Here is a 24,095-nt window from a genome sequence, read left to right as displayed (position 1 = left end):
ACTCAGGCCGCCCGGGCGAACTGGGCCGCGTAGAGCCGGGCGTACGCGCCGTCCGCCGCCAGCAGCTCCTCGTGCGTGCCCTGTTCGACGATCGAGCCGTTCTCCATCACCAGGATGACGTCCGCGTCCCTGACGGTGGAGAGCCGGTGCGCGATCACGAACGACGTACGGCCCTCCCGGAGCGAGGACATGGCCCGCTGGATGAGGACCTCGGTGCGGGTGTCGACCGAGCTGGTCGCCTCGTCGAGGACCAGGATCGCCGGCTCCGAGAGGAACGCCCTGGCGATGGTGACGAGCTGCTTCTCGCCCGCGCTGAGCCCGGCGCCGTCCTCGTCGAGGACCGTGTCGTAACCCTCGGGCAGGGTCCGGATGAACCGGTCGGCGTGGGTGGCCATGGCCGCCTCGACGACCCGTTCGCGCGAGACCTCGCCGCTCGCTCCGTACGCGATGTTCTCGGCGATGGTCCCGCCGAACAGCCAGGTGTCCTGGAGGACCATGCCGATGCCGGACCTGAGGTCCTCGCGGGTCATGGCCGAGACGTCCACACCGTCGAGGGCGATGCGGCCGCCCGTCACCTCGTAGAAGCGCATCAGCAGATTGACCAGCGTCGTCTTGCCGGCGCCGGTCGGCCCGACGATCGCGACCGTCCGGCCGGGCTCCACGGTCAGCGACAGGTCCTCGATGAGCGGCTTGTCCGGCTCGTAACGGAACGCCACCTCCTCGAACGTGACCCGGCCGGCGACCGTCGCAGCGAGCGGGGCGCGCCCGGACACGGGCACGGGCTCGGGCTCGAGGGACTCCTCCTGCGCGTCCAGCAGGTCGAAGACCCGCTCGGCGGAGGCGACCCCGGACTGCAGCAGATTGGCCATGGCCGCGACCTGGTTGACGGGACCGTTGAACTCGTACGAGTACTGGATGAACGCCTGGACGTCTCCGATGCTCAGCGTTCCGCTCGCCACCCGCAGCCCGCCGACGACCGCGATCAGGACGTAGTTGAGGTTGCCGACGAAGGTGAGGGCCGGCTGGATGAAGCCGGACACGAACTGGGCGCGGAAGCTCGCCGCGTACAGCTCCTGGCCGAGTTCGTCGAAGCGCGCCACGGCCGCGTCGCGCCGCCCGAAGACGACGACCTCCGCGTGCCCGGTGATCATCTCCTCGACATGGCTGTTGAGGCGGCCGGTGACGGCCCACTGCCGCACGAACTGCGGCTGGGCGCGCTTGCCGATCCGGGCCGCGACCACCACGGAGAGAGGGACGGTCGCGAGGGCGACGAGGGCGAGCAGCGGCGAGATCCAGCACATCATCACCAGCACGCCGACGATGGTGAGCAGGGCCCGGACCATCTGGCCGAACGCCTGCTGGAGGGTCTGGGTGATGTTGTCGATGTCGTTGGTGGTGCGGCTGAGCACCTCGCCGCGCGGCTGCCGGTCGACGTACGAGAGCGGCAGCCGGGCCAGCTTGCGCTGGGCCTCGGCGCGCAGCCGGTGCCCGGCCCGCTGGACGACGGTCGTGGCGAGGCGCTGCTGGATCCAGTTGAGCGCGGCGGCGCCGGCGACGGCCGCGAAGGCGGCGGCGAGCGCCTGGCCGACGGCGCGGAAGTCCACCCCGGCCGGGCTCGCGGCGCCGGAGACGACGAGGTCGGTGGCGTGGCCGAGGATCAGCGGGCTGAGGACGGCGAGGGCGACGCTCGCGGACGCGGCGGCGAGCACGCCGAGGAGCCGGGGGCGGTCGGGGGCCATGGTGCGCAGCAGGCGCAGGCCGGAGGAGCGGAAGTGCAGGGAGCGTTCGAGGGACGGGGTGCTGATGCCGGGGCCGCGCTGCTGGACGGCCGGTCCCCGGCGTTCGGGGGCACTCACGCTGCTTCCTCCTCGGTGAGCTGGGAGAGGACGATCTCCCGGTAGGTGGCGTTGTCCCGCATGAGTTCCTCGTGGGTCCCGCTGCCGACGGCCCGGCCCTGGTCGAGGACGACGATCCGGTCGGCGTCGCGGATCGTGGAGACGCGCTGGGCGACGATGACGACGGTCGCGTCGGCGGTCTCCGCCGCGAGGGCCTCCCTCAGCAGCGCGTCGGTGCGGTTGTCGAGGGCGGAGAAGGAGTCGTCGAAGAGGTACACCCGCGGGCGGGCGACGAGGACCCGGGCGATGGCCAGGCGCTGGCGCTGGCCTCCGGAGAGGTTGGTGCCGCCCTGCGAGACCGGAGCGTCGAGGCCTTCGGGGAGCTTCCGCACGAAGTCGGCGGCCTGGGCGACCTCCAGCGCGTGCCACAACTCGTCGTCGGTCGCCCCGGGTCTGCCGTACCGCAGGTTGCTCGCGACCGTACCGGAGAAGAGGTACGGCCTCTGCGGGACGAGTCCGACGCTACGGGCGAGGAGTGCGGGGTCCATGTCGCGGACGTCGACGCCGCCGACCGTGACCCGGCCGCCGGTGGCGTCGAAGAGCCGGGGGACGAGGCCGAGGAGGGTGGTCTTGCCGCTGCCGGTGGAGCCGATGACGGCCGTGGTGCGACCGGGGCGGGCGGTGAGGCTGACGGAGCGCAGGACGGGTTCCTCGGCGCCGGGGTAGCTGAAGTCGGCGTCCTGGATGTCGAGCCGGCCGGCCTCGCGCAGTTGGCGGACGGGCGCGGCGGGCGGGGTGACGGACGGTTCGGTGGCGAGGATCTCCTGGATGCGTTCGGCGCTGACCTCGGCACGGGGCATGTGCATCAGCAGGAAGAGCACCATCATCACCGACATCATGATCTGCAGCAGATAGCCGAGGAACGCGATCAGCGAACCGGCCTGCAGGGCCCCGGACTCGATCCGGTGGGCGCCCGCCCAGATGACGGCGACGGTCGCCAGCTCCCAGACGATCAGCACGATGGGGAACATCAGGGCCTGGAGCCGGCCGACCCGCACTCCGACCGACCGCAGTTCGCCGTTGGCGGCGGCGAAGCGCCGCTGCTCGTGCCGGTCGCGGACGAAGGCGCGGACGACCCTGATGCCCGTGATCTGCTCGCGCATCACCCGGTTGACCCCGTCGACGCGTTCCTGCATCCCGCGGAAGAGCGGTCGCATGCGCAGGACGACGGTGCCGACGGCGCCCGCCATGAGCGGGACGAAGAGCAGGAGCAGCAGCGCGAGCGGAACGTCCTGGTCGAGGGCCATGACGATGCCGCCGACGCAGAGCAGGGGCGCCGCCACGAGCATCGTCAGGACGAGGACGGCGAACGTCTGCACCTGCTGGACGTCGTTGGTGGTGCGGGTGATGAGGGAGGCGGTGCCGAAGCGGCTCATCTCCCGGGCGGAGAAGTCCTGGACGCGGCGGAAGGCGGCCGCGCGCAGATCGCGGGCGACACCCATGGCGATCCTGGCGCCGTGGTAGACGGCGGCGGCCGCGGCCACGGCCTGGAGGAGGGTGACGGCGGCCATCAGGGCGCCGCCGGTGAGGACATGGGCGGTGTCGCCGCGCAGCACGCCGTTGTCGATGACGTCGGCGTTGAGGGTGGGGAGGGTCAGGGAGGCGACGGACTGGACGAGCTGGAGTAAGACGACGAGGGCCAGAGTGCGCCGGTAGGGCCGGAGCCGGCCCGCCACGAGTCGGAGCAGCATGGGTGCGTCGCCCCCTCAGGCGCCGTAGGGGCGGGCGGACTTGGCGTCCCGCAGGGCGTGCGCCCACCAGGCGATCCGGTCGAGCATCGTCTTGGCGGCGGCGTCCGGTCCGGTGGGGTCCTTGTGTCGCCCGTCCTCCTCGAAGTCGCCGTGGGCGTTGTGGAAGGAGACGGTGTCGCGGACGGTGACGGCGTGCATCTCGGCGAAGACCTGGCGCAGTTGCTCGACGGCACGCAGGCCGCCGGAGATCCCGCCGTAGGAGACGAAGCCGACGGGCTTGGCCTGCCACTCGGTGTAGTGCCAGTCGATGAGGGACTTCAGGGGGGCGGGGAAGGAGTGGTTGTACTCGGGGGTGAGGACGACGAACGCGTCGGCGGCGGCGAGGACCGGGGAGACCTTGGCGAGCTCGGCCGAGGCGGCGGCGTCGGGGTGGTGGGTGAGGGCGGGCAGATCGACGTCGGCGAGGTCGACGACGTCGACGGTGTAGTCGGTGCGCTCGGCGAGGCGGGCGCGGAACCAGGCGGCGACGACGGGCGCGAACCGCCCCTCGCGGTTGCTGGCGACGACGAGGGCGAGCTTGAGCGGCGTGGAGTCCGCGTGGGTGATGTCCATGCCGAGAATCCTGATACCTCAAGTTTGGTTGAGGTCAAGCGCCGATCTTCGGGACGCGTCGGCCTACGGTGGGAGGCATGACGGCTTCTCTCCCGCACATCGAGATCGACGGCGCCCCGGCGGGCGATCCTGCGCTCCTCGCCACCCTGTTGAGCGGCTTCGGCCACTTCACCGCGATGCAGGTGAGGGCCGGGCGGGTCCGCGGTCTCGGCCTGCACGTCGACCGCCTGGACCGCGCCACCCGCGAGCTCTTCGGGCAGGGCGTCGACGGCGAGCGCGTCCGGGGCCTCCTGGCCGGCGCACTGAGGACGACGGGCCTCGACGACGCGACCGCGCGGGTGTACGTCTACGAGGGCGTCCGCCTCGTGACCGTCCTGCGGGCCCCGGCCGCCGCACCGCGAACCCCGCAGCGCCTGAAGTCCGTCGACTACTGGCGCCCCGCTCCCCACATCAAGCACCTGGGCGGCTTCGGCCAGTCCTACTACGGCGAGGCGGCCCGGCGCGAGGGCTACGACGACGCCCTCCTGGTCTCCCGGGACGGCGAGATCGCGGAGGGCGCGGTCACCAACATCGCCTTCTGGGACGGCACGTCGGTGATCTGGCCCTCCGCGCCCTGCCTCACGGGCGTCACGATGGCGCTCCTGGAGCAGCGCCTGGGCTCCGTACGGCGCCGGGTGACGATGGCCGGTCTCCCGGACATGCGGGCGGCGTTCGTGACGAACTCCCGCGGTGTCTCGCCGGTGGGCGGGATCGACGCGCTCGGGCTCGCGGTGGACGAGGGGCTCATGGGGCGGGTGCACGAGGCGTACGAGTCGGTGCCGTGGGAGCGGCTGTAGGGAGCGGTCTCGGAAGGATCCTTTCACCCCCAACACGACTCGTCTCCAAGGTTGTTCGAGGCCGGGTGCCAGGTAGCATCGACGGTACGGGTGGGCGACATGGGGGTCCGGAGATGGTCGCGAGGTACGTCGTCTCGCCACGGGGCGGCCGTCGCTCCCACCCCGACATCACCTCCGCCCTGCGGGCCGCGGCCGCCCGGGGCAGGGCCGCCCAGATCGAGATCGCGCCCGGCCACTACGACGAGACGCTGTTCGTCCGGGGCGAGGTGCGGCTGTTCGCGCGTGACGGCGCGGGTTCCGTCGTGGTGAGCCGGCCGCGCGGGCCGGTGCTGGAGACCTCCGGAGCGGTGCGCGTCGAAGGGCTCGTGCTGACCGGCGGTGACGCCGAGACGGACGCGGTCGCCTGCCAGGGCGGAACGCTCACCCTCGAACGGACCGAGATCCGGGTGCGGGGCGGCGTCGCCGTGCACGCGCGGCCGCACACCGCCGTCACCCTGCGGGACAGCACGGTCCTGCACGGTCGCACCGTCTTCACCGGGTCCTCGGGACTGGTCGAGCGGTGCCGGTTCACCGACGCCGCCGACAACGCGATCGCCGTGATCGAGGGGGCCCGGGTCGGTGTCCACGGCTGCCGGATCGAGGGCAGCCGGATCCACGGGGTGCGGGTCTGCGACGCGTACGCCGTGGTCACCGGCTGCGAGCTGACGGGCACCGGGCAGGCGGCGCTCATGGCGGACACCCGCGCCGAACTCACCGTGGCCGACTGCGCGATCACCGCCGTGCACGCGGAGGGGATCATGTTCATCGAGCAGTCCCGGGGCTCCGTGGACCGCACCCGCGTCACCGAGGCGCGGCACGGGATCGGCGCGGCGAGCGGCGCGGACCCGGTGGTGCGCGGCTGTGTGCTCAGCGCGTGCCGTGACACCGGCATCAACGTGCAGACCTCGGCCCGGGGCAGGTTCGAGGACTGCCAGGTCGTCGGCGCGGGGAACGTCGCGGTGTTCTCGACCAAGGGCGGCGCGCCGGAGGTCCACGGCGGCCGCGTCTGCGGCGGCAACGTCGGCATCGCGGTCACCGAAGGCGCCCGGGGCCGCTTCACCGGCATCGCGATCGAGGATCTGACGGGCTCGGCGCTGCGGGTCTTCGACGACGACTCCACGGCCCTGTTCGAGCGTGTCCGGGTGGACCGCTGCCCGTCCGGCCTGGAGGTACGGGGCAACGGAGGCACCACGGCCGAGGCCGTCGACACGGTGTTCCACGACTTCGCGCTGGCGGCTGTGGCCGTCGGGGGCCAGGCACGCGTCTCGCTCAAGGGCATCACGGCGGAGCGGGGGCTGCTGGGCTTCGGCGTCGGCGAGGAGGCCTCGCTGCGCGTGGCCGACAGCCGGGTCGGGGAGGTGACGAGTGGCGGTGCCGTGGTCCTGAACAGCGCCCGGCTCTTCGCGACGGACCTGTCCGTCACCGGCTCGGAGGCGCTGGGCCTGTACGGCAAGGACTCGGCCTATCTGGACGTCACGCGCGGCGCGTTCAGGGAGTGCGCACTCGTCGGCGCGGCCTTCGACGACGAGTGCGGCGGCCGGCTGGTGGACTGCTCCGTGAGCGGGTCGGCGGGCACGGCCGTACGGCACAACGGGCGGGTCGACCTGATCTCGCTGAACACGTCGCTGGCGGTCGTCCGCGTCGAGGAGCCGGTCGAACTGCCGCCGAAGATCGTCAACATCTTCAACGGACCGGTCTTCAACGACCGCGTCGTCAACAGCCAGATCCTGTGGAACAACGACAACGTCCACATCACCCCGCGGCACACGGCAGAGGACGGTCCCGGCACATGAGTGATCCGCAGCACGTGAACCGCTACGACGGCCCGGTGTTCAACGGCCCGGCCACGCAGAACCAGCTCGCCTGGAACAGCGAGAACGTCACCCAGAACCAGCAGGTCAACAGCGCGGTCGCGCCGGGCTACGAGGAGCTGGCCGCGCGCATGACCGAGCTGCTGCGACAGCTGCCCGAGGCGGGCCTCGGCGAGCGGGACCGCGAGGAGGCGGAGGACGCCGTCGACGGCGTCCTGGAGGTGATCACCCGGCCGGATCCCGAGGAGAGCAAGGTACGCCGCGCGCTCGCCACGCTGAGGGGAGTCCTGGCGCCCGTCGCGACGGGCGTCGCGGCCGGCACGACGGTGGGGGCCCAGGAGTGGGCCAGGGCGGCGATCGAGGGCCTGATCGTCTGATCCCCTGAGGCAGCCGCCGAGCCCGGACCCGACGCCCCCCGGCGGGGCGGGGATCCGTCCGCCCGGCAGGCGGGGCTCGTGCGGCCCGGCACGGCGGGACGCCGTCCGCCCGGCACGACGGGACCCCGTCCGCCCGGCAGGGCGGGACCACGTCCGCCCGACAGGGCAGGACCACGTCCGCCCGACACGGCGGGACCCCGTCCGCCCGGCAGGGCGGGACCCCGTCCGCCCGGCAGGGCGGGACCGCGCCGCACGGAGGGGTGGGGATCCTCGGTCGCCCACGCGCTTGGCCGGCGCGCCCCTCGGTGGGTGGCCTCGGGACCGCTCGGTGGCGGGGCCGCCCGGGGCGGGCCGGTCGTGTCACCCGTTCGACACGGGCCGTCAACTGACTCTCCGTAACCCCTCCTGACCTGCGCAAACACCACCTGGGCAAGGCGCCGCACCGCACCGGACGGCGTAATTCTGACCCTCCCTCAGCAGGCGCGCGGCGCGTCGCGGCTCTTATCTCGGTCCTAGGAGGTAGGTCCCGGGAAGTCCCTCCCGGGAGGCCTCCCCGGCATGACCGCTCGCGCGCCCCGGAGGACCCCATGCGCACCACTGCCCGCCTGCTCACCGGTACCGCGTTGACGGTCGCCGCCGTCGGTGCCCTCGGCGCCCCCGCGTTCGCCGGGGAATCCGAGACGCTCGAGGTCTATCCGTCCTCCGCGACACCGGGCACCACCGTCACCGTCAACACGCTCGCCTGCGGCAAGCACGGCCACGGTGTGGGAGACGCGCAGTCCCTCGGCGCGGGCGACTTCCAGCTGAACCCGAGCACGCACAAGGAGGTCGTGGTCGGCCAGTTCAAGGTCCCGCACCACACCAAGGCCGGTACGTACTGGATCAGCGTCGCCTGCGACAACGGCAGGACCGCGCGCGGTGAGCTCCGCGTCGAGCACAAGGTCCCGACCGGCCATGTGAGTACCGGTGTCGGAGGCAGCGTCGGCCCCGACACCACCCAGATCGCGGCGGGCGCGGCGGTGCTGGCCGCGGCTGCCGTCGGCGGTACGTGGCTCCTGCGCCGCCGGGCGAGCGGCGCGCAGGACGGCTGAGACGTACCGCACGTCCTGCCCCCGCCGCGCGCCCGCATGAGGCCCGGCGGGGGCAGGGCCACACCCGGGGGACCCCCACCCGGGGTTCCGCTCCCCCACACGGGGCCCTTCCCCCCGCACCACCCGAGAGGGCAGAACGTGAGCAACAGGAGCAAGGGCTGGGGCATAGCCGTCGCCGCGTGCGTCGGCATCTGGCTCGTGCAGAACGGGTCGGAGAACGTCACGCCGCCGGTCCCGTCCGCCGCCCAGGCCTTCGCCGCCGGCCCGAACGCGCACACCACCGCGGCCGCCGACCCGCTGCCGCCCTCCGCTCCGGTCCGGCTCCGCATCCCCGAGATCGACGTGGACACGCCCTTGATGGGGCTCGGCCTGGGACCCGACGGCTCCCTCGAGGTACCGCCGGCGGACGACGGCAACCTGGCCGGCTGGTACGAGGGCGGCACCACGCCCGGCGCCGAGGGCACCGCGATCGTCGCCGGCCATGTCGACAACAAGCGGGGCCCCGCCGTCTTCTACGCCCTCGGGGCGCTCAAGAAGGGCAACCGGATCGAGGTGGACCGCCAGGACGGCCGGACCGCCGTCTTCACGATCGACGCCGTCGAGGTGTACCCGAACAAGGCGTTCCCCGACGCGAAGGTCTACGGCCGGGCGGACCGGGCCGAGCTGCGCGTGATCACCTGCGGCGGCGGCTTCACCGAGAAGAACGGCTACCAGGGCAACGTGGTCGCCTTCGGCCACCTCATCGGCGTGCGCTGACCCCGCTCAGGACCACTGGTCGAAGGCGAGCTTGGCGACCAGCGAGAAGACGACGACGAGCAGCACGCCGCGGACGAACTCGGCCCCCTTGCTCAGCGCCATCCTCGCCCCGACCATCCCGCCGGCCAGGTTGAACACGGCCATGACCGCCGCCAGCTGCCAGAGCACGCTGCCCTGGTAGGCGAACATCGCGAGCGCGCCCGCGTTGGTGCACACGTTGACGATCTTGGCCGTGGCGGAGGCGGTCACCAGGTCGAGATGGAGCACGGCGGTGAGCGCGAGGACCAGGAACGTGCCGGTGCCCGGCCCGAACAGCCCGTCGTAGAAACCGATGCCCCCGCCGACGAGCACGATCGCGGTGACGACCCGGGCCCGGCCGACGGGCCCCGTGGCCTCCGTCTGCGTCCCGAAGGAGGGCCGCAGCATCACGAAGGCCGCCACGCCGACGAGCACGACCATGATCACGGGGCGCAGGACGTCGCTGCTGATCCCGGCGGCGAAGAAGGCACCCGCCATCGACCCGGCGAGGGCAGCGAGCCCTATCCGTACGGCCGTCTTCACCTGCACCGGGGCCTTGCGTACGTAGGTGACGGCGGCCCCGGACGTTCCGACGATCGCGACGGCCTTGTTGGTACCGAGGATCTGGGCCGCCGGGACGTGCGGGAGCCCGAGCAGCAGGGCGGGCAGCAGCAGGAGCCCTCCCCCTCCGACCACGGCGTCGATCCAGCCGGCCACGAGCGCGGCGAGGCAGAGCACGATGAGCGTGGTCAGGGATATGTCAGGCATGCCCGCGAGCCTACGGAGGAGATGGGTGTGCAGTCCATCAATCCCCGGAGAGTTGATAGACGTCTGAGGTTGTGCCGGCCGGCGACCGGTCGGGCGCGGGCGGCGCGGCCGGTTCGACGGCGGCCGTGAGGAAGGTGGCGGCGAGGGCGCCGGCGGCGAGGAGCCCGGCGGCGACCTGCCGTCTGGCGCGGTCGGCGGCGTGGACGCGCCGGGCGCGGTGCCGCATGCGGTGCTTGGCGCGGTGCTCAGTCATGACTGAAGTCCTCGGAGTGGATGCGGCGGGCGGGAACCCCGGCCCGGACGAGTGAGGCGGTGGCGGCCCGGGCCATCGCGGGCGGGCCGCAGAGATAGACGTCGTGGGCGGCGAGGTCGGGAACCAGGTTGCGCAGGGCCTGCGGGGCGAGCGGGTCGAAGGAGCCGTCGGACGGGCCGAGGAGGTAGTGCAGGGCGGCTTCCCGTCCGCGCGCGATCCGTTCCAGCTCCTCGCGCAGGACGAGCCCCTCGGCGTCGGAGGCGCGGTAGAGCAGCGTCACGTCGCCCGGCCCGCCGGGCAGGGTCTCGAAGAGCGCGCGCATCGGGGTGATGCCCACGCCCCCGGCGAGCAGCAGCACCTTCCGCCGCGTGCGGCGGTGGGCGGTGAGCGCCCCGAACGGTCCGGTGGCGAGCACGCGGGTGCCGGGGCGCAGTCGGCGGATCCGGCGGGTGTGGTCGCCGAGTGCCTTCACCGTGATCCGCAGGGTGTCGTCCCGGACCGGCGCGGAGAGGGAGAACGGGAGCGCGGTGCGCCAGAGCCGCCGGGACAGGAACCGCCAGCGGAAGAACTGGCCGGGTTCCGCGCACAGCCGCTCCAGGCCGGTGCCACGGATGGTCACGGAGACGACGTCCGGGCTCTCGTCGCGCACCTCGGTCACGCGAAGGGTGTGGCGGAGTGCCTGCCGGACGGGGACGACGATCCGGTACCAGACGAGGACGACGGCGACGGTCGCGTGCGCCATCGACCAGCCCCAGAGCGCGAGCACGCTTCCGGTGAGGTCGGGCCCGGCGAGCTGGTGCACGAAGCCGAGGGCGGCGGCGAGGTGGCTGAGCAGATGGACCGCCCGCCAGGTCTCGTGGCGCAGGCGCCGCCGGGCGGCCCGGGCGGAGGTCACCCCGACGGCGACGAGGAGCGCGGTACCGGCGGTGGCGGCGGCGAGCGCGGGGTAGGAGAGCAGCCCTCCGGCGGCGGTGACGAGATCGGTACGGGTGTGCACGGCGTACCCGCAGAGCGCGAGGAGCGCGTGGGCACCCACGAGGCCGAGGACGTACCGGCCGCCGAAGGCGTGCCACCGGGCGAGCCGGTCGGCCCCGACGCCGTGCTCGACGGCGGGGACGCGGGCCATCAGGAAGAGCATGACGAGCACGCCGTATCCGGCGAGCAGCCCGGTGAGGTGGGCGCCACCGGCGAAGAAGGCGTCGAGCCGCGCGGAGGGCTGCGCCTGGACGCCCCAGACGAGGGCCACTCCCCCGGCCCCGCCGACGAGGCCGTCGCGCAGCCGGTCGGGGGAGACGCGCGGCGGCACGGGGGTTCGGGGTGCGGGGGTACGGGGTGCGGGGGTACGGGGTGCGGCGCTACGGCGCGCGGGCGGGACGCGCCGGGCCGCGGGGTCACGAGGCGCGGGCGGGACGCGCAGGGCCGCGGGCGCGGGCGCGGGCCGCACGCGCCCCTCGCGCTGCTCCAGGTAGGCGGCGAGCGCCGGATGGGTCGGTTCCTGAACCTCGGTGGTCACAGCACCGCACACTAGGGTCCGGCGGTATACGAGAACCCCAGGTCAGCCCCTCCCCCGCGATCCTTAAGGCCCTCTTGAGGGCGCCCTGACCACCGGTTAAGCCTCACACCCGCACGCCTCACAGTGCCCTCTCCCGGGAGCTGAGATCAGCGTTCCGTGCGGGAAACAGTCGGGATGCCGACGGGTAACACCGGCCCCGCACGCTTCGGTGCATGAGTACACGGATCGTGGTGGTCGGAGGCGGAACGGCGGGTGTCCGGCTCGCCCAGCGCCTGCCTGTCACCCTCCTCGGCGAAGAGCCGCACGCGCCGTACAACCGGGTGCTGCTCGCGGACGTCCTCGCCGGGCGGTACGCACCGGAGGTGATCGCGCTGCCCGCCCCCCTGGAGCCGGTGCGGCGCGGGGTGCGGGCGGTGCGGATCGACCGGGCCGCCCGGACCGTGGCGTGCGAGGACGGGACGGAGGTCGGCTACGACCGGCTGGTCCTGGCCACCGGCTCCAACCCGGTCCTTCCGCCGCTGCGCGGACTGCGCGGCGCGCGGCTGCCGTCGGGCGTCCACCCCTTCCGTACGCTCGACGACTGCCTGGAGCTGCGGGGCGTCGTCCGCCCCGGGGTCCGCGCGGTCGTCATCGGCGGCGGACTGCTCGGGGTCTCCGCCGCCCGCGCGCTGGCCGCGCTCGGCGCGGAGGTCGTGCTGACCCAGCAGGGCGAGCGGCTCATGGAACGTCAGCTCGACGCGTCGGCATCGGAGTTGCTGCGGTCGCACGTGGAGTCCCTCGGCGTCGAGGTGCACACCGAGTGCCGGGTCAGCGGGCTGCGGCAGCGGGACGGAGCGGTCACGGCGGTCGAACTGGCCGACGGTTTCGTGCTCGACGCGCAGGTCGTGGTCCTCGCGTGCGGGGTGCGGCCGCGGACGGGTCTCGCCCGGGACGCGGGGCTCGACGTGCGGACGGGTGTCGTCGTCGACGACCAGCTGCGGACCTCCGACCCGTACATCCACGCCATCGGCGACTGCGCCGAGCACGCCGGCCGCGTGTACGGCCTGGCGGGCCCGGCGCTGGAACAGGCGGACGCGCTCGCGGACGTCCTCGGTGCGCAGACGGCCGTCGCCGCCGACGGCTCCCCGGCCGGGCCCGGCGCGGTCCGCCCCGCCTACACCGGCACCCGCGCCCTGACCCGGCTCACGCTGGGCGGGCCCGAGGCCCTCGACCTGGCCGCCTTCGGCGAGGCCACACCGCTGCCGGGGGACGACGTGGTCCAGCTGACCGACGCCACCCGGCGCGCCTACCGCAAGGTCGTCGTCCGCGGCGACCGGCTCGTCGGCGGCGTACTGCTCGGCGATCTCGCCGCGGTCGGAACGCTCGCCCGGGCGTGGGAGGGCGACGAGGCCCTGCCCGACGCTCCCCTGCTTCATCTGCTCACCCATGACGGAGGCTCCTGAGATGCACACCCCCACCCTCGTCCTGGTCGGCCACGGCATGGTCGGCCAGCGGTTCCTGGAGGCGCTCGCGGACCGGGGCGTCACCGAGCGCGCGCGGGTCGTGGTCCTCTGCGAGGAGCCGCGCCCCGCCTACGACCGCGTCCAGCTGACCTCGTACTTCAGCGGCCGGACCCCCGACGACCTGTCGATGGTCGAGGACGGCTTCATGGCGAAGTACGGCATCGAGCTGTACGTCGGCGACCCGGCCGAGTCGGTCGACCGCGCGGCCCGTACGGTCACGGCCCGCTCCGGGCAGGTCTTCGCGTACGACACCCTCGTACTGGCCACCGGCTCGTACCCCTTCGTACCGCCCGTCCCGGGCAGGGACGCGCGCGGCTGTTTCGTGTACCGGACGATCGAGGACCTGTTCGCGATCGAGGAGTACGCCAGGACGGCGACGACCGGCGCGGTCGTCGGCGGCGGGCTGCTCGGCCTGGAGGCGGCGGGCGCGCTCAAGGGGCTCGGACTCGACACGCACGTCGTGGAGTTCGCGCCCCGGCTGATGCCGGTGCAGGTCGACGAGGGCGGTGGCGCTGCGCTGCTGCGCACGATCGAGCAGATGGGTCTCACGGTCCACACCGGCACCGGCACGCAGGAGGTCGTGACCGAGGACGGCGCGGTCACCGGGATGCGTCTCTCGGACGGCTCCGAGGTGGCCACGGACATGGTCGTCTTCTCCGCGGGTGTGCGGCCCCGGGACCAGCTGGCGCGCGACTGCGGCCTGACGGTGGGCGAGCGCGGCGGCATCGCGGTGGACGACCGGTGCCGGACGTCCGACCCGTCCGTCTACGCGATCGGCGAGTGCGCGCTCGCCTCGGACGGCCGGGTGTACGGCCTGGTGGCGCCCGGCTACGAGATGGCGCTGACCGCGGCGGCGACGATCGCCGACGAGGCCGAGGAACGCTCCTTCACGGGCGCCGACATGTCGACCAAGCTGAAGCTGCTCGGTGTGGACGTGGCCTCCTTCGGGGACGCGCACGGCACGGCCGAGGGCTGCCTCGACGTCGTGTACTCCGACTCCCGCTCCGGGGTCTACAAGAAGCTCGTGGTCGACCGGGAGGGTGTGCTGCTCGGCGGTGTCCTGGTCGGCGACGCCGACTCGTACGGAATGCTGCGGCCGCTCACCGGCTCGGTGCCGCCCGTCTCCCCGGAGCAGCTGGTCCTCCCGGCGGGCGCGGGCGCTCCGGTGGCGCTGGGGCCGTCGGCGCTCCCCGACGACGCGGTCATCTGCTCGTGCCACAACGTCACCAAGCACGCGATCAGCCAGTGCGCGACGCTGCCGGAGGTGAAGAAGTGCACCAAGGCGGGTACGGGCTGCGGCAGTTGTGTGAAGCTCATCGGCCAGCTGCTGCCGGAGCCCGCGGACAAGGGGCTGTGCGGCTGCTTCGCGTACACCCGCAGTGAGCTGTACGAGATCACCCGCACGCTGCGGCTGACCTCCTTCGCCGAGCTGCTCGACTCGCACGGCCTGCCGGAGGCGCGGGGCGGCGAGGGCTGCGAGGTCTGCAAGCCGACGGTCGGCTCGATCCTGGCCAGTCTCGCGCCGACGATCGGGGCGGGCGGCTACATCCTCGACGGCGAGCAGGCCTCCCTCCAGGACACCAACGACCACTTCCTCGCCAACCTGCAGCGCAACGGCTCGTACTCGGTCGTGCCGCGCATCCCGGGTGGAGAGATCACCCCGGAGAAGCTGATCGTGATCGGGGAGGTGGCCCGCGACTTCGGGCTGTACACCAAGATCACGGGAGGTCAGCGGATCGACCTGTTCGGTGCGCGGGTCGACCAGCTGCCGGCGATCTGGACCCGGCTGGTCGACGCGGGCTTCGAGTCGGGGCACGCGTACGGCAAGTCGCTGCGCACCGTGAAGTCCTGCGTGGGGCAGACCTGGTGCCGCTACGGCGTCCAGGACTCGGTGAGGATGGCGATCCAGCTGGAGCTGCGCTACCGGGGTCTGCGCTCGCCGCACAAGCTCAAGTCGGCGGTCTCCGGATGCGCGCGGGAGTGCGCGGAGGCCCAGTCGAAGGACTTCGGCGTCATCGCCACGGCGAACGGCTGGAACCTGTACGTCGGCGGCAACGGCGGCGCGACCCCGCGCCACGCGGACCTCCTGGCGCAGGACCTGTCGGACGCCGAACTGGTGCGGCTGATCGACCGGTTCCTGATGTTCTACATCCGTACCGCCGACCGCCTGGAGCGCACCTCGGTGTGGCTGGAGCGCCTGGAGGGCGGGCTCGGCCATCTGCGGGACGTGGTCGTCCACGACTCGCTGGGGCTCTGCGACGAGCTGGAGGCGCTGATGGCGGCCCATGTCGACGACTACCAGGACGAGTGGGCGGCGACCCTGGACGACCCGGAGCGGCTGCGCCGCTTCGTCTCCTTCGTGAACGCGCCGGACGCGCCGGACCCGTCGGTGCGGTTCGTCCCGGAGCGCGACCAGATCAAGCCGGACCTGACCGTCCTCACCATCGGAACTCTGGAAGGGGTCTGAAGCCCGATGAACCTCGAACTCTCCCACGACGCCGAGACCGACGCCTGGACGACTGTCTGCGAGACCTCCCGGCTGACCCCCGGCCGGGGTGTGGCCGCGCTCCTTCCCGACGGCCGGCAGGCGGCGCTCTTCCTGGACCGGGCGGGGCGGGCGTACGCGATCGAGAACCGCGACCCGTTCACGGGCGCCCAGGTCCTGTCCCGGGGCCTCCTCGGCTCGGCGGGCGGCCGTACCTTCGTGGCCTCGCCGCTCCTGAAGCAGCGCTTCGACCTGGAGACGGGGAGGTGCCTGGACGACGAAGGGGTGTCGGTGACGGTCTTCCCGGTCCGCACGGTCCGGGTCGAACCGGTCTCCGGAACCGACCTGGTGATCGACGGCGGCGTATCGGCCTGAGGCGGTCAGACGTAGGCTGTGCGGTCCTCCTCCGGAGCAGGAACGAGGGGGCCGCATGGCCACGCCCGGCCGCAGCGCCGGCAGCACCACCGGCATCGGCACAGGCGCAGGCACCCGCCCGGGCACTCGTTCACCGGCCCGTCGTTCCTGATGATGCGGGGTGCGCCCGGCGCCTCGTGGCGGGCGTGGTGGACCCTCGACGACGTCGCCGGCGAGCGGCTCCGGATTGCCTCGGAGCAGCTCACCGGCGTGACGTACGACGGTCCGAAGGGGTGACCGGCGGGGATGCCCGCCCGGTGATCAGCCCTCGATGGCGGCCGGGTCCATCCACATGACCTCCCAGTGGTGGCCGTCCGGGTCCGTGAAGGAGCGGCCGTACATCGTGCCGTAGTCCATGGGCTCCTTCGCCGGCGTACCACCGGCGGCGAGCGCGCCGTCCGCCAGCTCGTCGACCTTCTCGCGGCTCTCGGCGCTGAGCGCGAGGAGCACCTCGCTCGTCCTGGTCGCGTCGGCGATCTCCTTGCCGGGCGCGGTGAACTCCTTGAACTTGGGCTCGGTCAGCAGCATCGCGAAGATCGTGTCGCTGATGATCACGCATGCGGCCGTGTCGTCGCTGAACTGCGGGTTGAAGGAGTAGCCGAGCTTGCCCCAGAAGGCCTTCGAGGCTTCGAGGTCCTTGACCGGCAGGTTGACGAAGATCATCTGGTTCATGGTGTCCGCTCTCTCATGTGGCCCGGGGTGTCTCGGGTGCTCCTGTGCGCTTTCGAGAGTTAAGACGGCGGGCCCCGTGGAAACTCATCGGCGCGCGGGAGGTTTTCCGAGTCGGAGGCGCGGCCGTCCCCGTGCCGCGCCGTGCGCCGGGGTGCGCGCCGCCGGACCCCGCTGACATGCCGCCGGACCCACTGATATTCCGCCCGACGCTTCCCCTTCATCGGTTGTTGCTGCACCGTCAACTCGGTACCAACTCCGTACTCCTAGGTTCCGAAAGCGCGCGACCCCGCCGCCGACCGGTGCGGCGGGTTCACACACCACCCCCTCTGGAGTGAGACGTGGAGCGACGCAGTTTCCTGCGCGGAGCGGTCATCGGCACGTCGGCGGCCGCCTTCGGCGGCACCCTGATGCGCGGGGCGGCCTACGCGGCCCCCGCCCAGCCCGGCGCCGGCCCCTACGGGGCCCTCGGCCCGGCCGACGCCAACGGCATCCTGCTGCCGAGCGGATTCAGCAGCCGGGTCATCGCCCGGTCGGGACAGACCGTCCCCGGCACCTCGTACACCTGGCACAACGCCCCCGACGGCGGCGCCTGCTTCGCCGACGGAAGCGGCTGGATCTACGTCTCCAACTCGGAGATCAACCCCGGCGGCGGCGCGAGCGCGGTGAAGTTCGGCTCCACCGGCAACGTCACGGGCGCGTACCGCATCCTCTCCGGCACCCGCACCAACTGCGCGGGCGGCAAGACCCCGTGGAACACCTGGCTCTCCTGCGAGGAGGTCAGCCTCGGGTACGTCTACGAGACCGACCCGTACGGCGTGAACGCGGCCGTCCGCCGCGCCGCGATGGGGCGCTTCAAGCACGAGGCCGCCGCGGCCGATCCCGTCCGCAAGGTCGTCTACCTGACCGAGGACGAGACCAGCGGCTGCTTCTACCGGTTCATACCCACCACCTGGGGCGACCTCTCCTCCGGGACGCTCCAGGTGCTGGTGGCCGGCACCGCCACCTCCGGCTCCTTCACCTGGCAGAACGTCCCGGACCCGGACGGCTCTCCGACCGCGACGCGCAGCCAGGTCTCCGGCTCGAAGAAGTTCAACGGCGGTGAGGGCTGCCACTACGCCAACGACACCGTCTGGTTCACCACCAAGGGCGACAACCGTCTCTGGCAGCTCAACCTCACCACCAACACCTACGAGCTCGCGTACGACGACTCGCTGGTGTCCGGCGGCGGCGCCCCGCTGACGGGCGTCGACAACGTCACCGGCTCCTCCTCCGGCGATCTGTTCATCGCCGAGGACGGCGGCAACATGGAGATCTGCATCATCACGCCGGACGACGTCGTCGCCCCGTTCCTGCGGATCAGCGGCCAGTCCGGCTCCGAGATCACCGGGCCCGCCTTCTCCCCCGACGGCAGGCGGCTGTACTTCTCCAGCCAGCGCGGCACCTCCGGCAGCTCCTCCGGCGGCATCACCTACGAGGTGACCGGCCCGTTCCGCGCGTAGAGGCGCTCGGCGGGGGCCGCCGACACGGCCCCCGCCACCCTTCGCCGGGCGCCGCCCAGCAGGGCGGCGCCCAGCGGCGTCAGGGTGTGCAGGACGGCGTTGCCGTGCCGCAGGGTGGCGACCAGGCCCGCCTCGCGCAGGACGCCCGCGTGCTGGCTGGCCGAGGCGAGCGACACCCCTGCCCTGCGGGCGAGTTCGCTGGTCGTGCCGCCGTCGCCGATCGCGTGCAGGACCGCCGAGCGCGTGTTGCCGACCAGCTTGGCGAGCGACGAGCCGCCCGGCTCGTGGACGGTCGGCGCCTCGCAGTGCGTCGTCGGGTAGACGAGCACCGGCGGCAGCGTCGGGTCGCGCAGGACGACCGGGGTGCCGCGGCAGAAGTACGAGGGCTGCAGCAGCAGGCCCCTGCCGTCGAGGTGCAGGTCGCGCGCGACGGGATAGTCGGCCTCCAGGACCGGCGAGCGCCAGCGGAACATCGGCGGCAGCGAGGCGAGGAGCTCCTCGGCGCCCCCGTCGAGCAGCGCCCGGCCGCGCAGCGCGCGGTCGGCCTCGACCCGGGCGCGGATGTGCGGCCAGTACGGCTCGATCGCCGCGCGGTGGTAGCTGCGCAGGGTCCCGATGAGCCGGCCGAACGATTCGGCACCGCCCTCGGCGAGGGCCCGCAGCGAGTGCGGCACCGTCCGGCCGCCGGCCCGGTCCGCGCCGAGGAGGGCCAGCTCGGTCCCGAGCCGCTCCCGGGGGGTCTCGCGGAGCGCCTGAAGGGCCTCGTCGAGGCCGTGGAGGCCCTCGGGAGGAGTCAGGAAGTCGGGGAAGTAACCGCGACTCGGAACGAGGGCGGCGAGCAGTCGTGTCTCTCCGTTGAGCCGTGGACGCGTGTCGGAACGCCATTCTCCGTAGACGACCGGCCCGCGCCGGTCCCTAAGCCGATGAAAGCTGAGAATCGTTTCCCACAGAACGTCCGGCCGGGCCGCCATCCGCACCCCCGCCACATCGCTCGCGGTGAAATGAATCCGCAGCATTGAACCCCCACCTGTGCACTCGCAACCGCCCCCGTCGACGAGTATGCACATCATCACAGCACGTTACCAGGGTGTTTCAGCCACACTTGAAAAGCATCGCGGCGACCGGGGGCAAACGGAAAAGCTGTGGGGGTCGGGCAGGAAACCTTCAGGACCGAGGTGGCGTGGCGAAGACCGTGGGGGGCTTTGCACGCCCGGCGGCGGTCGGCGAGGGTTGCGGCTCACCTGCCCGGCATGGGTAATGGGCGCGGCCACCGGGTGGGGATCCGGGGGTCGCGCCCGTCCCGTTCTTTGCGGGACCAATCGTGGAAAGTTCAATACCGAAAGTTCAACGGCCAATAATTCAATCGGCCTCGATTGAACACAAACTCACATCCGGCGAACATCCCGGGGCGGCTCCGGGGTGGACGAAATACGACGGGGCGGACACCTCCGCACAAGGTGTCCGCCCCATCTCTCTTGCGACCCGGAGCCGCCGCCCATCGGTTGAGGGTCGGGGACGAGCGGCGACTCCGGTGACCTTTGCTACTGAACGTCCGGTCAGCGGCCGTCCAGCAGGGCCGAGCCCGAGGGCTCAGCGGCTGTCGGAGCCCTTCGACTCCGCCGCGGCCCGGCCGGCCTCCAGGCGCGCCACCGGGATCCGGAACGGCGAGCAGGAGACGTAGTCGAGTCCGACCTCGTGGAAGAAGTGCACCGACTCCGGGTCGCCGCCGTGCTCACCGCAGACGCCGAGCTTGATGTCCGGGCGGGTGGCCCGGCCGGCCTGGACCGCGCTGCGGACCAGGGCGCCCACGCCGTCCTTGTCGATGGTCTCGAAGGGCGAGACACCGAAGATGCCCTTCTCCAGGTACGCGGTGAAGAAGCTGGCCTCCACGTCGTCCCGGGAGAAGCCCCAGACCGTCTGCGTGAGGTCGTTGGTGCCGAAGGAGAAGAACTCGGCGGCCTCGGCGATCTGACCGGCGGTCACGGCGGCGCGCGGCAGCTCGATCATGGTGCCGAGCGCGAGCTTCAGCTCCACACCCGTCTTGGCCTGGACCTCGGCGATGACCTGCTCGGCCTCGTCGCGGACGATCTCCAGCTCCTGGACGGTGCCGACGAGCGGGATCATGATCTCGGCACGCGGGTCGCCCTTGGCCTCGATGCGCTGGGCCGCGGCCTCGGCGATCGCCCGGACCTGCATGGTGAACAGACCGGGGATGACCAGGCCGAGCCGGACACCGCGCAGACCCAGCATCGGGTTCTGCTCGTGCAGCCGGTGCACGGCCTGGAGCAGGCGCAGCTCGTTCTCGTGCGGCTCCTTGCGGGCCTCGGCGAGGGCGACGCGCACGGACAGCTCGGTGATGTCGGGCAGGAACTCGTGCAGCGGCGGGTCGAGCAGCCGGACCGTGACGGGCAGCCCGTCCATGGCCTCGAAGAGCTCGACGAAGTCCTTCTTCTGCAGCGGGAGCAGGGCCTCGAGGGCCTCGGTCCGCTCCTCGTCGGTGTCGGCGAGGATCAGCTTCTCGACCATCTCGCGGCGCTCGCCGAGGAACATGTGCTCCGTGCGGCAGAGGCCGATGCCCTGGGCGCCGAAGCGGCGGGCGCGCGAGGCGTCCTCGGCGTTGTCGGCGTTGGCGCGGACGCGCAGCCGGCGGACGCGGTCGGCGTAGGCCATGATCCGGTGGACGGCGGCGACCAGCTCGTCGGCGTCGTCGGCGCCGGCGTGCATCCGGCCCTCGAAGTACTCGACGACCGGGGACGGTACGACGGGTACCTCACCGAGGTACACCTTGCCGGTGGAGCCGTCGATGGAGACGACGTCGCCCTCCTCGACGACCACACCGGAGGAGGTGGTCATCCGGCGGCGCTTGGTGTCGACCTCGAGCTCCTCGGCGCCGCACACACAGGTCTTGCCCATGCCGCGGGCCACGACGGCCGCGTGCGAGGTCTTGCCGCCGCGCGAGGTCAGGATGCCCTCGGCGGCGATCATGCCGTCCAGGTCGTCCGGGTTGGTCTCACGGCGGATGAGGATGACCTTCTCGCCGGAGCGCGACCACTTGACGGCCGTGTACGAGTCGAAGACGGCCTTGCCGACGGCCGCGCCCGGGGAGGCGGCGATGCCGCGGCCGATCTGCTCGACCTTGGCGTTCTCGTCGAACTTGGGGAACATCAGCTGCGCGAGCTGGGCGCCGTTGACGCGCTGGAGCGCCTCGGCCTCGTCGATCAGGCCCTGGTCGACGAGCTGGGTCGCGATCCGGAAGGCGGCACCGGCGGTGCGCTTGCCGACGCGGGTCTGCAGCATCCACAGCTGACCGCGCTCGATCGTGAACTCGATGTCGCAGAGATCCTTGTAGTGGGTCTCCAGGGTCTCCATGATCTGCATCAGCTGGTCGTACGACGCCTTGTCGATCGACTCGAGCTCGGCCAGCGGCACGGTGTTGCGGATACCGGCGACGACGTCCTCGCCCTGCGCGTTCTGCAGGTAGTCGCCGTAGACGCCCTGGTGGCCGGAGGCGGGGTCGCGGGTGAAGGCGACGCCGGTGCCGGAGTCCGGGCCGAGGTTGCCGAAGACCATGGAGCAGATGTTGACCGCGGTGCCGAGGTCGCCGGGAATGCGCTCCTGGCGACGGTAGAGCTTGGCGCGGTCGGTGTTCCAGGAGTTGAAGACGGCCTCGATGGCGAGGTCCATCTGCTCGCGCGGGTCCTGCGGGAAGTCGCGGCCGGCCTCGGCCTTCACGATCTTCTTGAAGTGCTTGACGATCTTCTTCAGGTCGGCCGCGTCGAGGTCGGTGTCGACGGTGATCTTCTTGGCGGCCTTGGCCTCGTCGAGGGCCTCCTCGAAGAGCTCGCCGTCGACGCCGAGGACGGTCTTGCCGAACATCTGGATGAGACGGCGGTACGAGTCCCAGGCGAAGCGCGCGTCGCCGGCCTGGGCGGTCAGGCCCTCGACGGACGCGTCGGAGAGGCCGATGTTCAGGACGGTGTCCATCATGCCCGGCATGGAGAACTTGGCGCCGGAGCGCACCGAGACGAGCAGCGGGTCGTCGGCCTGGCCGAGCTTCTTGCCCATCTTCTGCTCGAGGGCGTCCAGGTGGGCGGTGACCTCGTCACGGAGCTCGACCGGCTCGGAGCCGCTGTCGAGGTAGACCTTGCACGCCTCGGTGGTGATCGTGAAGCCGGGGGGAACCGGGAGGCCGAGGTTGGTCATCTCGGCGAGGTTGGCACCCTTGCCACCGAGCAGGTCCTTCAGGTCCCTGTTGCCCTCGGTGAAGTCGTACACGAACTTCTGATCTTTGTTTTCCGACACGTGTCTCGACTCCTCGAGGACTCGGTGGCTGCCCTGACGGCGAGGAACATACCCAGATCGAAGGCTCCTGTGGAGGTATGCCTACCGGTCACATGGTCTTAACCACCCGTCCGCCAGCGCATCGAAAGTAACTGACGAGTAGCTTCCGCTTTCAGACTCCGAAGCCCCCTTGACTCAAACCCGAGGTTACCCGCTCACATGAGCGACTTCTTGAGCATCTGCGTTCAACTCTTGAACACAAGAGGGGTGGCACCCAGTGCCACCCCTCCATAAGTGCAACGCCTCGTAATCTGCTCATCTGAGCAGCACCCCTATCAAGGGTGGCGAGGATCACGCCGAACTTCGGCCCGATTTTCCACGATCCGGACCACCGGGGGTCACCCCCCGGACGTGTCCAGCTCGGCCTCCTCGCTGACACCCGCGCAGTCGTAAGGGTCCTTCAACCAGCCGTCCGGCAGCACCACGCGGTTGTTGCCCGACGTGCGGCCGCGCGGGCCGTCCGCGCCCGTCGGCCACGGCTGGTCCAGATCCAGCTCGCTCAACTGAGCGCTCAGCTCGTCCAGGGACGAGGTGATCGCCAGCTTCTTGCGCATCTCGGAACCGACCGAGAAGCCCTTCAGGTACCAGGCCACGTGCTTGCGGAAGTCGATGACACCGCGCGACTCGTCCCCGAGCCACTCGCCGAGCAGCCGCGCGTGCCGCACCATCGCCTCCGCGACCTCGCGCAGCCCCGGCTGGGCGTAGGCGCCGGTGCCCTCGAAGCCCGCCACCAGGTCCGCGAAGAGCCACGGCCGCCCCAGGCAGCCGCGCCCCACGACCACGCCGTCGCAACCGGTCTCGCGCATCATCCGCAGCGCGTCGTCCGCCGACCAGATGTCGCCGTTGCCGAGCACCGGGATCTCCGGCACGTGCTCCTTGAGCCGCGCGATGGCGTCCCAGTCCGCCGTACCGCCGTAGTGCTGCGCCGCCGTCCGCCCGTGCAGGGCGATCGCCGTCACGCCCTCCTCGACCGCGATCCGCCCCGCGTCCAGGAAGGTGATGTGGTCGTCGTCGATGCCCTTGCGCATCTTCATCGTGACCGGCAGGTCGCCCGCGTTGGAGACGGCCTCGTTCAGGATCGCGCGCAGCAGCGGCCGCTTGTACGGCAGGGCCGAGCCGCCGCCCTTGCGGGTCACTTTGGGGACCGGGCAGCCGAAGTTCAGGTCGATGTGGTCGGCCAGGTCCTCGTCCGCGATCATCCGTACGGCCTTGCCGACCGTCACGGGGTCGACGCCGTAGAGCTGGATCGACCGCGGCTGCTCGCTCGCGTCGAAGCGGATGAGCTGCATGGTCTTCTCGTTGCGCTCCACCAGCGCCCGCGTCGTGATCATCTCGCTCACGAACAGGCCCTTGCCGCCGCTGTACTCACGGCAGAGGGTACGGAAAGGGGCGTTGGTGATGCCGGCCATCGGCGCGAGCACCACCGGCGGCTGCACGAGGTGCGGCCCGATGGAGAGGGGGGAGAACGCGGTCATTCAGCCATTGTCGCGCACTGCGGCACTCCTTAGGCAGCCGTACGATC

General features: G+C 72.0%; 19 protein-coding genes. 9 read left to right on the top strand and 10 right to left on the bottom strand.

Annotated elements, in window-relative coordinates; all coding sequences use genetic code 11:
* Positions 1 to 2: 2 nt before the first annotated feature.
* From ACF1G2_RS08050 to ACF1G2_RS08040, 3 genes are read right to left on the bottom strand one after another with little or no spacing between them, the layout of a single operon-like run.
* Positions 3 to 1,856 carry an ABC transporter ATP-binding protein gene (locus tag ACF1G2_RS08050; RefSeq protein ID WP_391797438.1) on the bottom strand — a complete coding sequence of 618 codons (1,854 nt, stop codon included), beginning with the start codon at positions 1,854 to 1,856 and terminating at the stop codon, positions 3 to 5.
* Complete coding sequence (locus tag ACF1G2_RS08045) at positions 1,853 to 3,586, bottom strand: ABC transporter ATP-binding protein (protein WP_391797437.1); 1,734 nt, start codon at positions 3,584 to 3,586, stop codon at positions 1,853 to 1,855. Before ACF1G2_RS08045 ends, ACF1G2_RS08050 begins: the two co-directional genes overlap by 4 nt.
* A gap of 15 nt (positions 3,587 to 3,601) precedes the next feature.
* The gene (locus ACF1G2_RS08040) at positions 3,602 to 4,198 is read right to left on the bottom strand and encodes an NADPH-dependent FMN reductase (RefSeq protein ID WP_391797436.1); all 597 of its coding nucleotides are present in this window, start codon (positions 4,196 to 4,198) and stop codon (positions 3,602 to 3,604) included.
* Between the two features lie 77 nt (positions 4,199 to 4,275).
* Here ACF1G2_RS08040 and ACF1G2_RS08035 point away from each other — a divergent pair, with 77 nt between their 5' ends.
* From ACF1G2_RS08035 to ACF1G2_RS08015, 5 genes are all read left to right on the top strand, one after another.
* On the top strand, positions 4,276 to 5,034 hold the full coding sequence (locus ACF1G2_RS08035) for an aminotransferase class IV (protein ID WP_391797435.1): 759 nt from the start codon (positions 4,276 to 4,278) through the stop codon (positions 5,032 to 5,034).
* A gap of 113 nt (positions 5,035 to 5,147) precedes the next feature.
* The gene (locus ACF1G2_RS08030; RefSeq protein WP_391797434.1) at positions 5,148 to 6,866 is read left to right on the top strand and encodes a right-handed parallel beta-helix repeat-containing protein; all 1,719 of its coding nucleotides are present in this window, start codon (positions 5,148 to 5,150) and stop codon (positions 6,864 to 6,866) included.
* A complete protein-coding gene (locus ACF1G2_RS08025) occupies positions 6,863 to 7,261 on the top strand; it encodes a hypothetical protein (protein WP_391797433.1) in 399 nt (132 codons plus the stop codon). The genes ACF1G2_RS08030 and ACF1G2_RS08025 overlap by 4 nt, the downstream gene beginning before the upstream one ends.
* Positions 7,262 to 7,848: 587 nt before the next feature.
* Positions 7,849 to 8,352 (top strand): hypothetical protein, encoded by a 504-nt coding sequence (locus tag ACF1G2_RS08020; protein WP_391797432.1) that lies wholly within the window; start codon positions 7,849 to 7,851, stop codon positions 8,350 to 8,352.
* A gap of 138 nt (positions 8,353 to 8,490) precedes the next feature.
* The gene (locus tag ACF1G2_RS08015; RefSeq protein ID WP_391797431.1) at positions 8,491 to 9,108 is read left to right on the top strand and encodes a class F sortase; all 618 of its coding nucleotides are present in this window, start codon (positions 8,491 to 8,493) and stop codon (positions 9,106 to 9,108) included.
* A gap of 6 nt (positions 9,109 to 9,114) precedes the next feature.
* Here ACF1G2_RS08015 and ACF1G2_RS08010 read toward each other — a convergent pair whose 3' ends face one another.
* Genes ACF1G2_RS08010 through ACF1G2_RS08000 form a run of 3 tightly spaced genes read right to left on the bottom strand, consistent with a single transcriptional unit; the run spans position 9,115 to position 11,453 of the window.
* Positions 9,115 to 9,894, bottom strand: coding sequence for a TSUP family transporter (locus tag ACF1G2_RS08010; protein ID WP_391797430.1), 780 nt, complete (start codon positions 9,892 to 9,894; stop codon positions 9,115 to 9,117).
* A 37-nt stretch (positions 9,895 to 9,931) separates the two neighbouring features.
* Positions 9,932 to 10,147 (bottom strand): hypothetical protein, encoded by a 216-nt coding sequence (locus tag ACF1G2_RS08005; RefSeq protein WP_391797429.1) that lies wholly within the window; start codon positions 10,145 to 10,147, stop codon positions 9,932 to 9,934.
* Entirely contained in the window at positions 10,140 to 11,453 is a 1,314-nt protein-coding gene (locus tag ACF1G2_RS08000) for a ferric reductase-like transmembrane domain-containing protein (protein ID WP_391797590.1), read from the bottom strand. Before ACF1G2_RS08000 ends, ACF1G2_RS08005 begins: the two co-directional genes overlap by 8 nt.
* A gap of 419 nt (positions 11,454 to 11,872) precedes the next feature.
* Between ACF1G2_RS08000 and ACF1G2_RS07995 the strand changes: the two genes are divergently transcribed.
* The 3 genes from ACF1G2_RS07995 to nirD are packed head-to-tail and all read left to right on the top strand — an operon-like array spanning position 11,873 to position 16,022.
* Positions 11,873 to 13,102: an NAD(P)/FAD-dependent oxidoreductase gene (locus ACF1G2_RS07995; protein WP_391797428.1), complete on the top strand. Its 1,230-nt coding sequence runs from the start codon at positions 11,873 to 11,875 to the stop codon at positions 13,100 to 13,102.
* Position 13,103: 1 nt separating this feature from the next.
* On the top strand, positions 13,104 to 15,629 hold the full coding sequence (gene nirB / locus ACF1G2_RS07990) for a nitrite reductase large subunit NirB (protein ID WP_391797427.1): 2,526 nt from the start codon (positions 13,104 to 13,106) through the stop codon (positions 15,627 to 15,629).
* Positions 15,630 to 15,635: 6 nt separating this feature from the next.
* On the top strand, positions 15,636 to 16,022 hold the full coding sequence (gene nirD, locus ACF1G2_RS07985; RefSeq protein ID WP_391797426.1) for a nitrite reductase small subunit NirD: 387 nt from the start codon (positions 15,636 to 15,638) through the stop codon (positions 16,020 to 16,022).
* A 300-nt stretch (positions 16,023 to 16,322) separates the two neighbouring features.
* Here nirD and ACF1G2_RS07980 read toward each other — a convergent pair whose 3' ends face one another.
* The gene (locus tag ACF1G2_RS07980; protein ID WP_391797425.1) at positions 16,323 to 16,733 is read right to left on the bottom strand and encodes a VOC family protein; all 411 of its coding nucleotides are present in this window, start codon (positions 16,731 to 16,733) and stop codon (positions 16,323 to 16,325) included.
* Positions 16,734 to 17,071: 338 nt separating this feature from the next.
* Between ACF1G2_RS07980 and ACF1G2_RS07975 the strand changes: the two genes are divergently transcribed.
* Positions 17,072 to 18,232, top strand: coding sequence for a PhoX family protein (locus ACF1G2_RS07975; protein WP_391797424.1), 1,161 nt, complete (start codon positions 17,072 to 17,074; stop codon positions 18,230 to 18,232).
* On the opposite strand, the gene ACF1G2_RS07970 is transcribed toward ACF1G2_RS07975, so the two are convergent.
* From ACF1G2_RS07970 to dusB, 3 genes are all read right to left on the bottom strand, one after another.
* Positions 18,202 to 19,248, bottom strand: a complete 1,047-nt coding sequence (locus ACF1G2_RS07970) for an ArsR/SmtB family transcription factor (protein WP_391797423.1) — start codon at positions 19,246 to 19,248, stop codon at positions 18,202 to 18,204. The genes ACF1G2_RS07975 and ACF1G2_RS07970 overlap by 31 nt on opposite strands.
* A gap of 574 nt (positions 19,249 to 19,822) precedes the next feature.
* Entirely contained in the window at positions 19,823 to 22,534 is a 2,712-nt protein-coding gene (ppdK, locus tag ACF1G2_RS07965; RefSeq protein ID WP_391797422.1) for a pyruvate, phosphate dikinase, read from the bottom strand.
* Positions 22,535 to 22,911: 377 nt separating this feature from the next.
* A complete protein-coding gene (dusB, locus tag ACF1G2_RS07960) occupies positions 22,912 to 24,048 on the bottom strand; it encodes a tRNA dihydrouridine synthase DusB (RefSeq protein WP_391797421.1) in 1,137 nt (378 codons plus the stop codon).
* Positions 24,049 to 24,095 lie beyond the last annotated feature (47 nt).

Origin of the sequence: Streptomyces sp. NPDC013457, from assembly GCF_043089925.1 — a bacterium.
GTDB lineage: Bacteria > Actinomycetota > Actinomycetes > Streptomycetales > Streptomycetaceae > Streptomyces.
This window is presented reverse-complemented; position numbering and strand designations above follow the sequence as displayed.

Coding starts and splice junctions, on each gene's coding strand:
- ACF1G2_RS08010 (WP_391797430.1), bottom strand. CDS start 9,894: ATGCCTGACATATCCCTGACCACGCTCATCGTGCTCTGCCTCGCCGCG.
- nirB (WP_391797427.1), top strand. CDS start 13,104: ATGCACACCCCCACCCTCGTCCTGGTCGGCCACGGCATGGTCGGCCAG.
- nirD (WP_391797426.1), top strand. CDS start 15,636: ATGAACCTCGAACTCTCCCACGACGCCGAGACCGACGCCTGGACGACT.
- dusB (WP_391797421.1), bottom strand. CDS start 24,048: ATGACCGCGTTCTCCCCCCTCTCCATCGGGCCGCACCTCGTGCAGCCG.
- ACF1G2_RS07970 (WP_391797423.1), bottom strand. CDS start 19,248: ATGCTGCGGATTCATTTCACCGCGAGCGATGTGGCGGGGGTGCGGATG.
- ACF1G2_RS08035 (WP_391797435.1), top strand. CDS start 4,276: ATGACGGCTTCTCTCCCGCACATCGAGATCGACGGCGCCCCGGCGGGC.
- ACF1G2_RS08045 (WP_391797437.1), bottom strand. CDS start 3,586: ATGCTGCTCCGACTCGTGGCGGGCCGGCTCCGGCCCTACCGGCGCACT.
- ACF1G2_RS08025 (WP_391797433.1), top strand. CDS start 6,863: ATGAGTGATCCGCAGCACGTGAACCGCTACGACGGCCCGGTGTTCAAC.
- ACF1G2_RS08030 (WP_391797434.1), top strand. CDS start 5,148: ATGGTCGCGAGGTACGTCGTCTCGCCACGGGGCGGCCGTCGCTCCCAC.
- ACF1G2_RS08040 (WP_391797436.1), bottom strand. CDS start 4,198: ATGGACATCACCCACGCGGACTCCACGCCGCTCAAGCTCGCCCTCGTC.
- ACF1G2_RS07980 (WP_391797425.1), bottom strand. CDS start 16,733: ATGAACCAGATGATCTTCGTCAACCTGCCGGTCAAGGACCTCGAAGCC.
- ACF1G2_RS07995 (WP_391797428.1), top strand. CDS start 11,873: ATGAGTACACGGATCGTGGTGGTCGGAGGCGGAACGGCGGGTGTCCGG.
- ACF1G2_RS08020 (WP_391797432.1), top strand. CDS start 7,849: ATGCGCACCACTGCCCGCCTGCTCACCGGTACCGCGTTGACGGTCGCC.
- ACF1G2_RS08005 (WP_391797429.1), bottom strand. CDS start 10,147: ATGACTGAGCACCGCGCCAAGCACCGCATGCGGCACCGCGCCCGGCGC.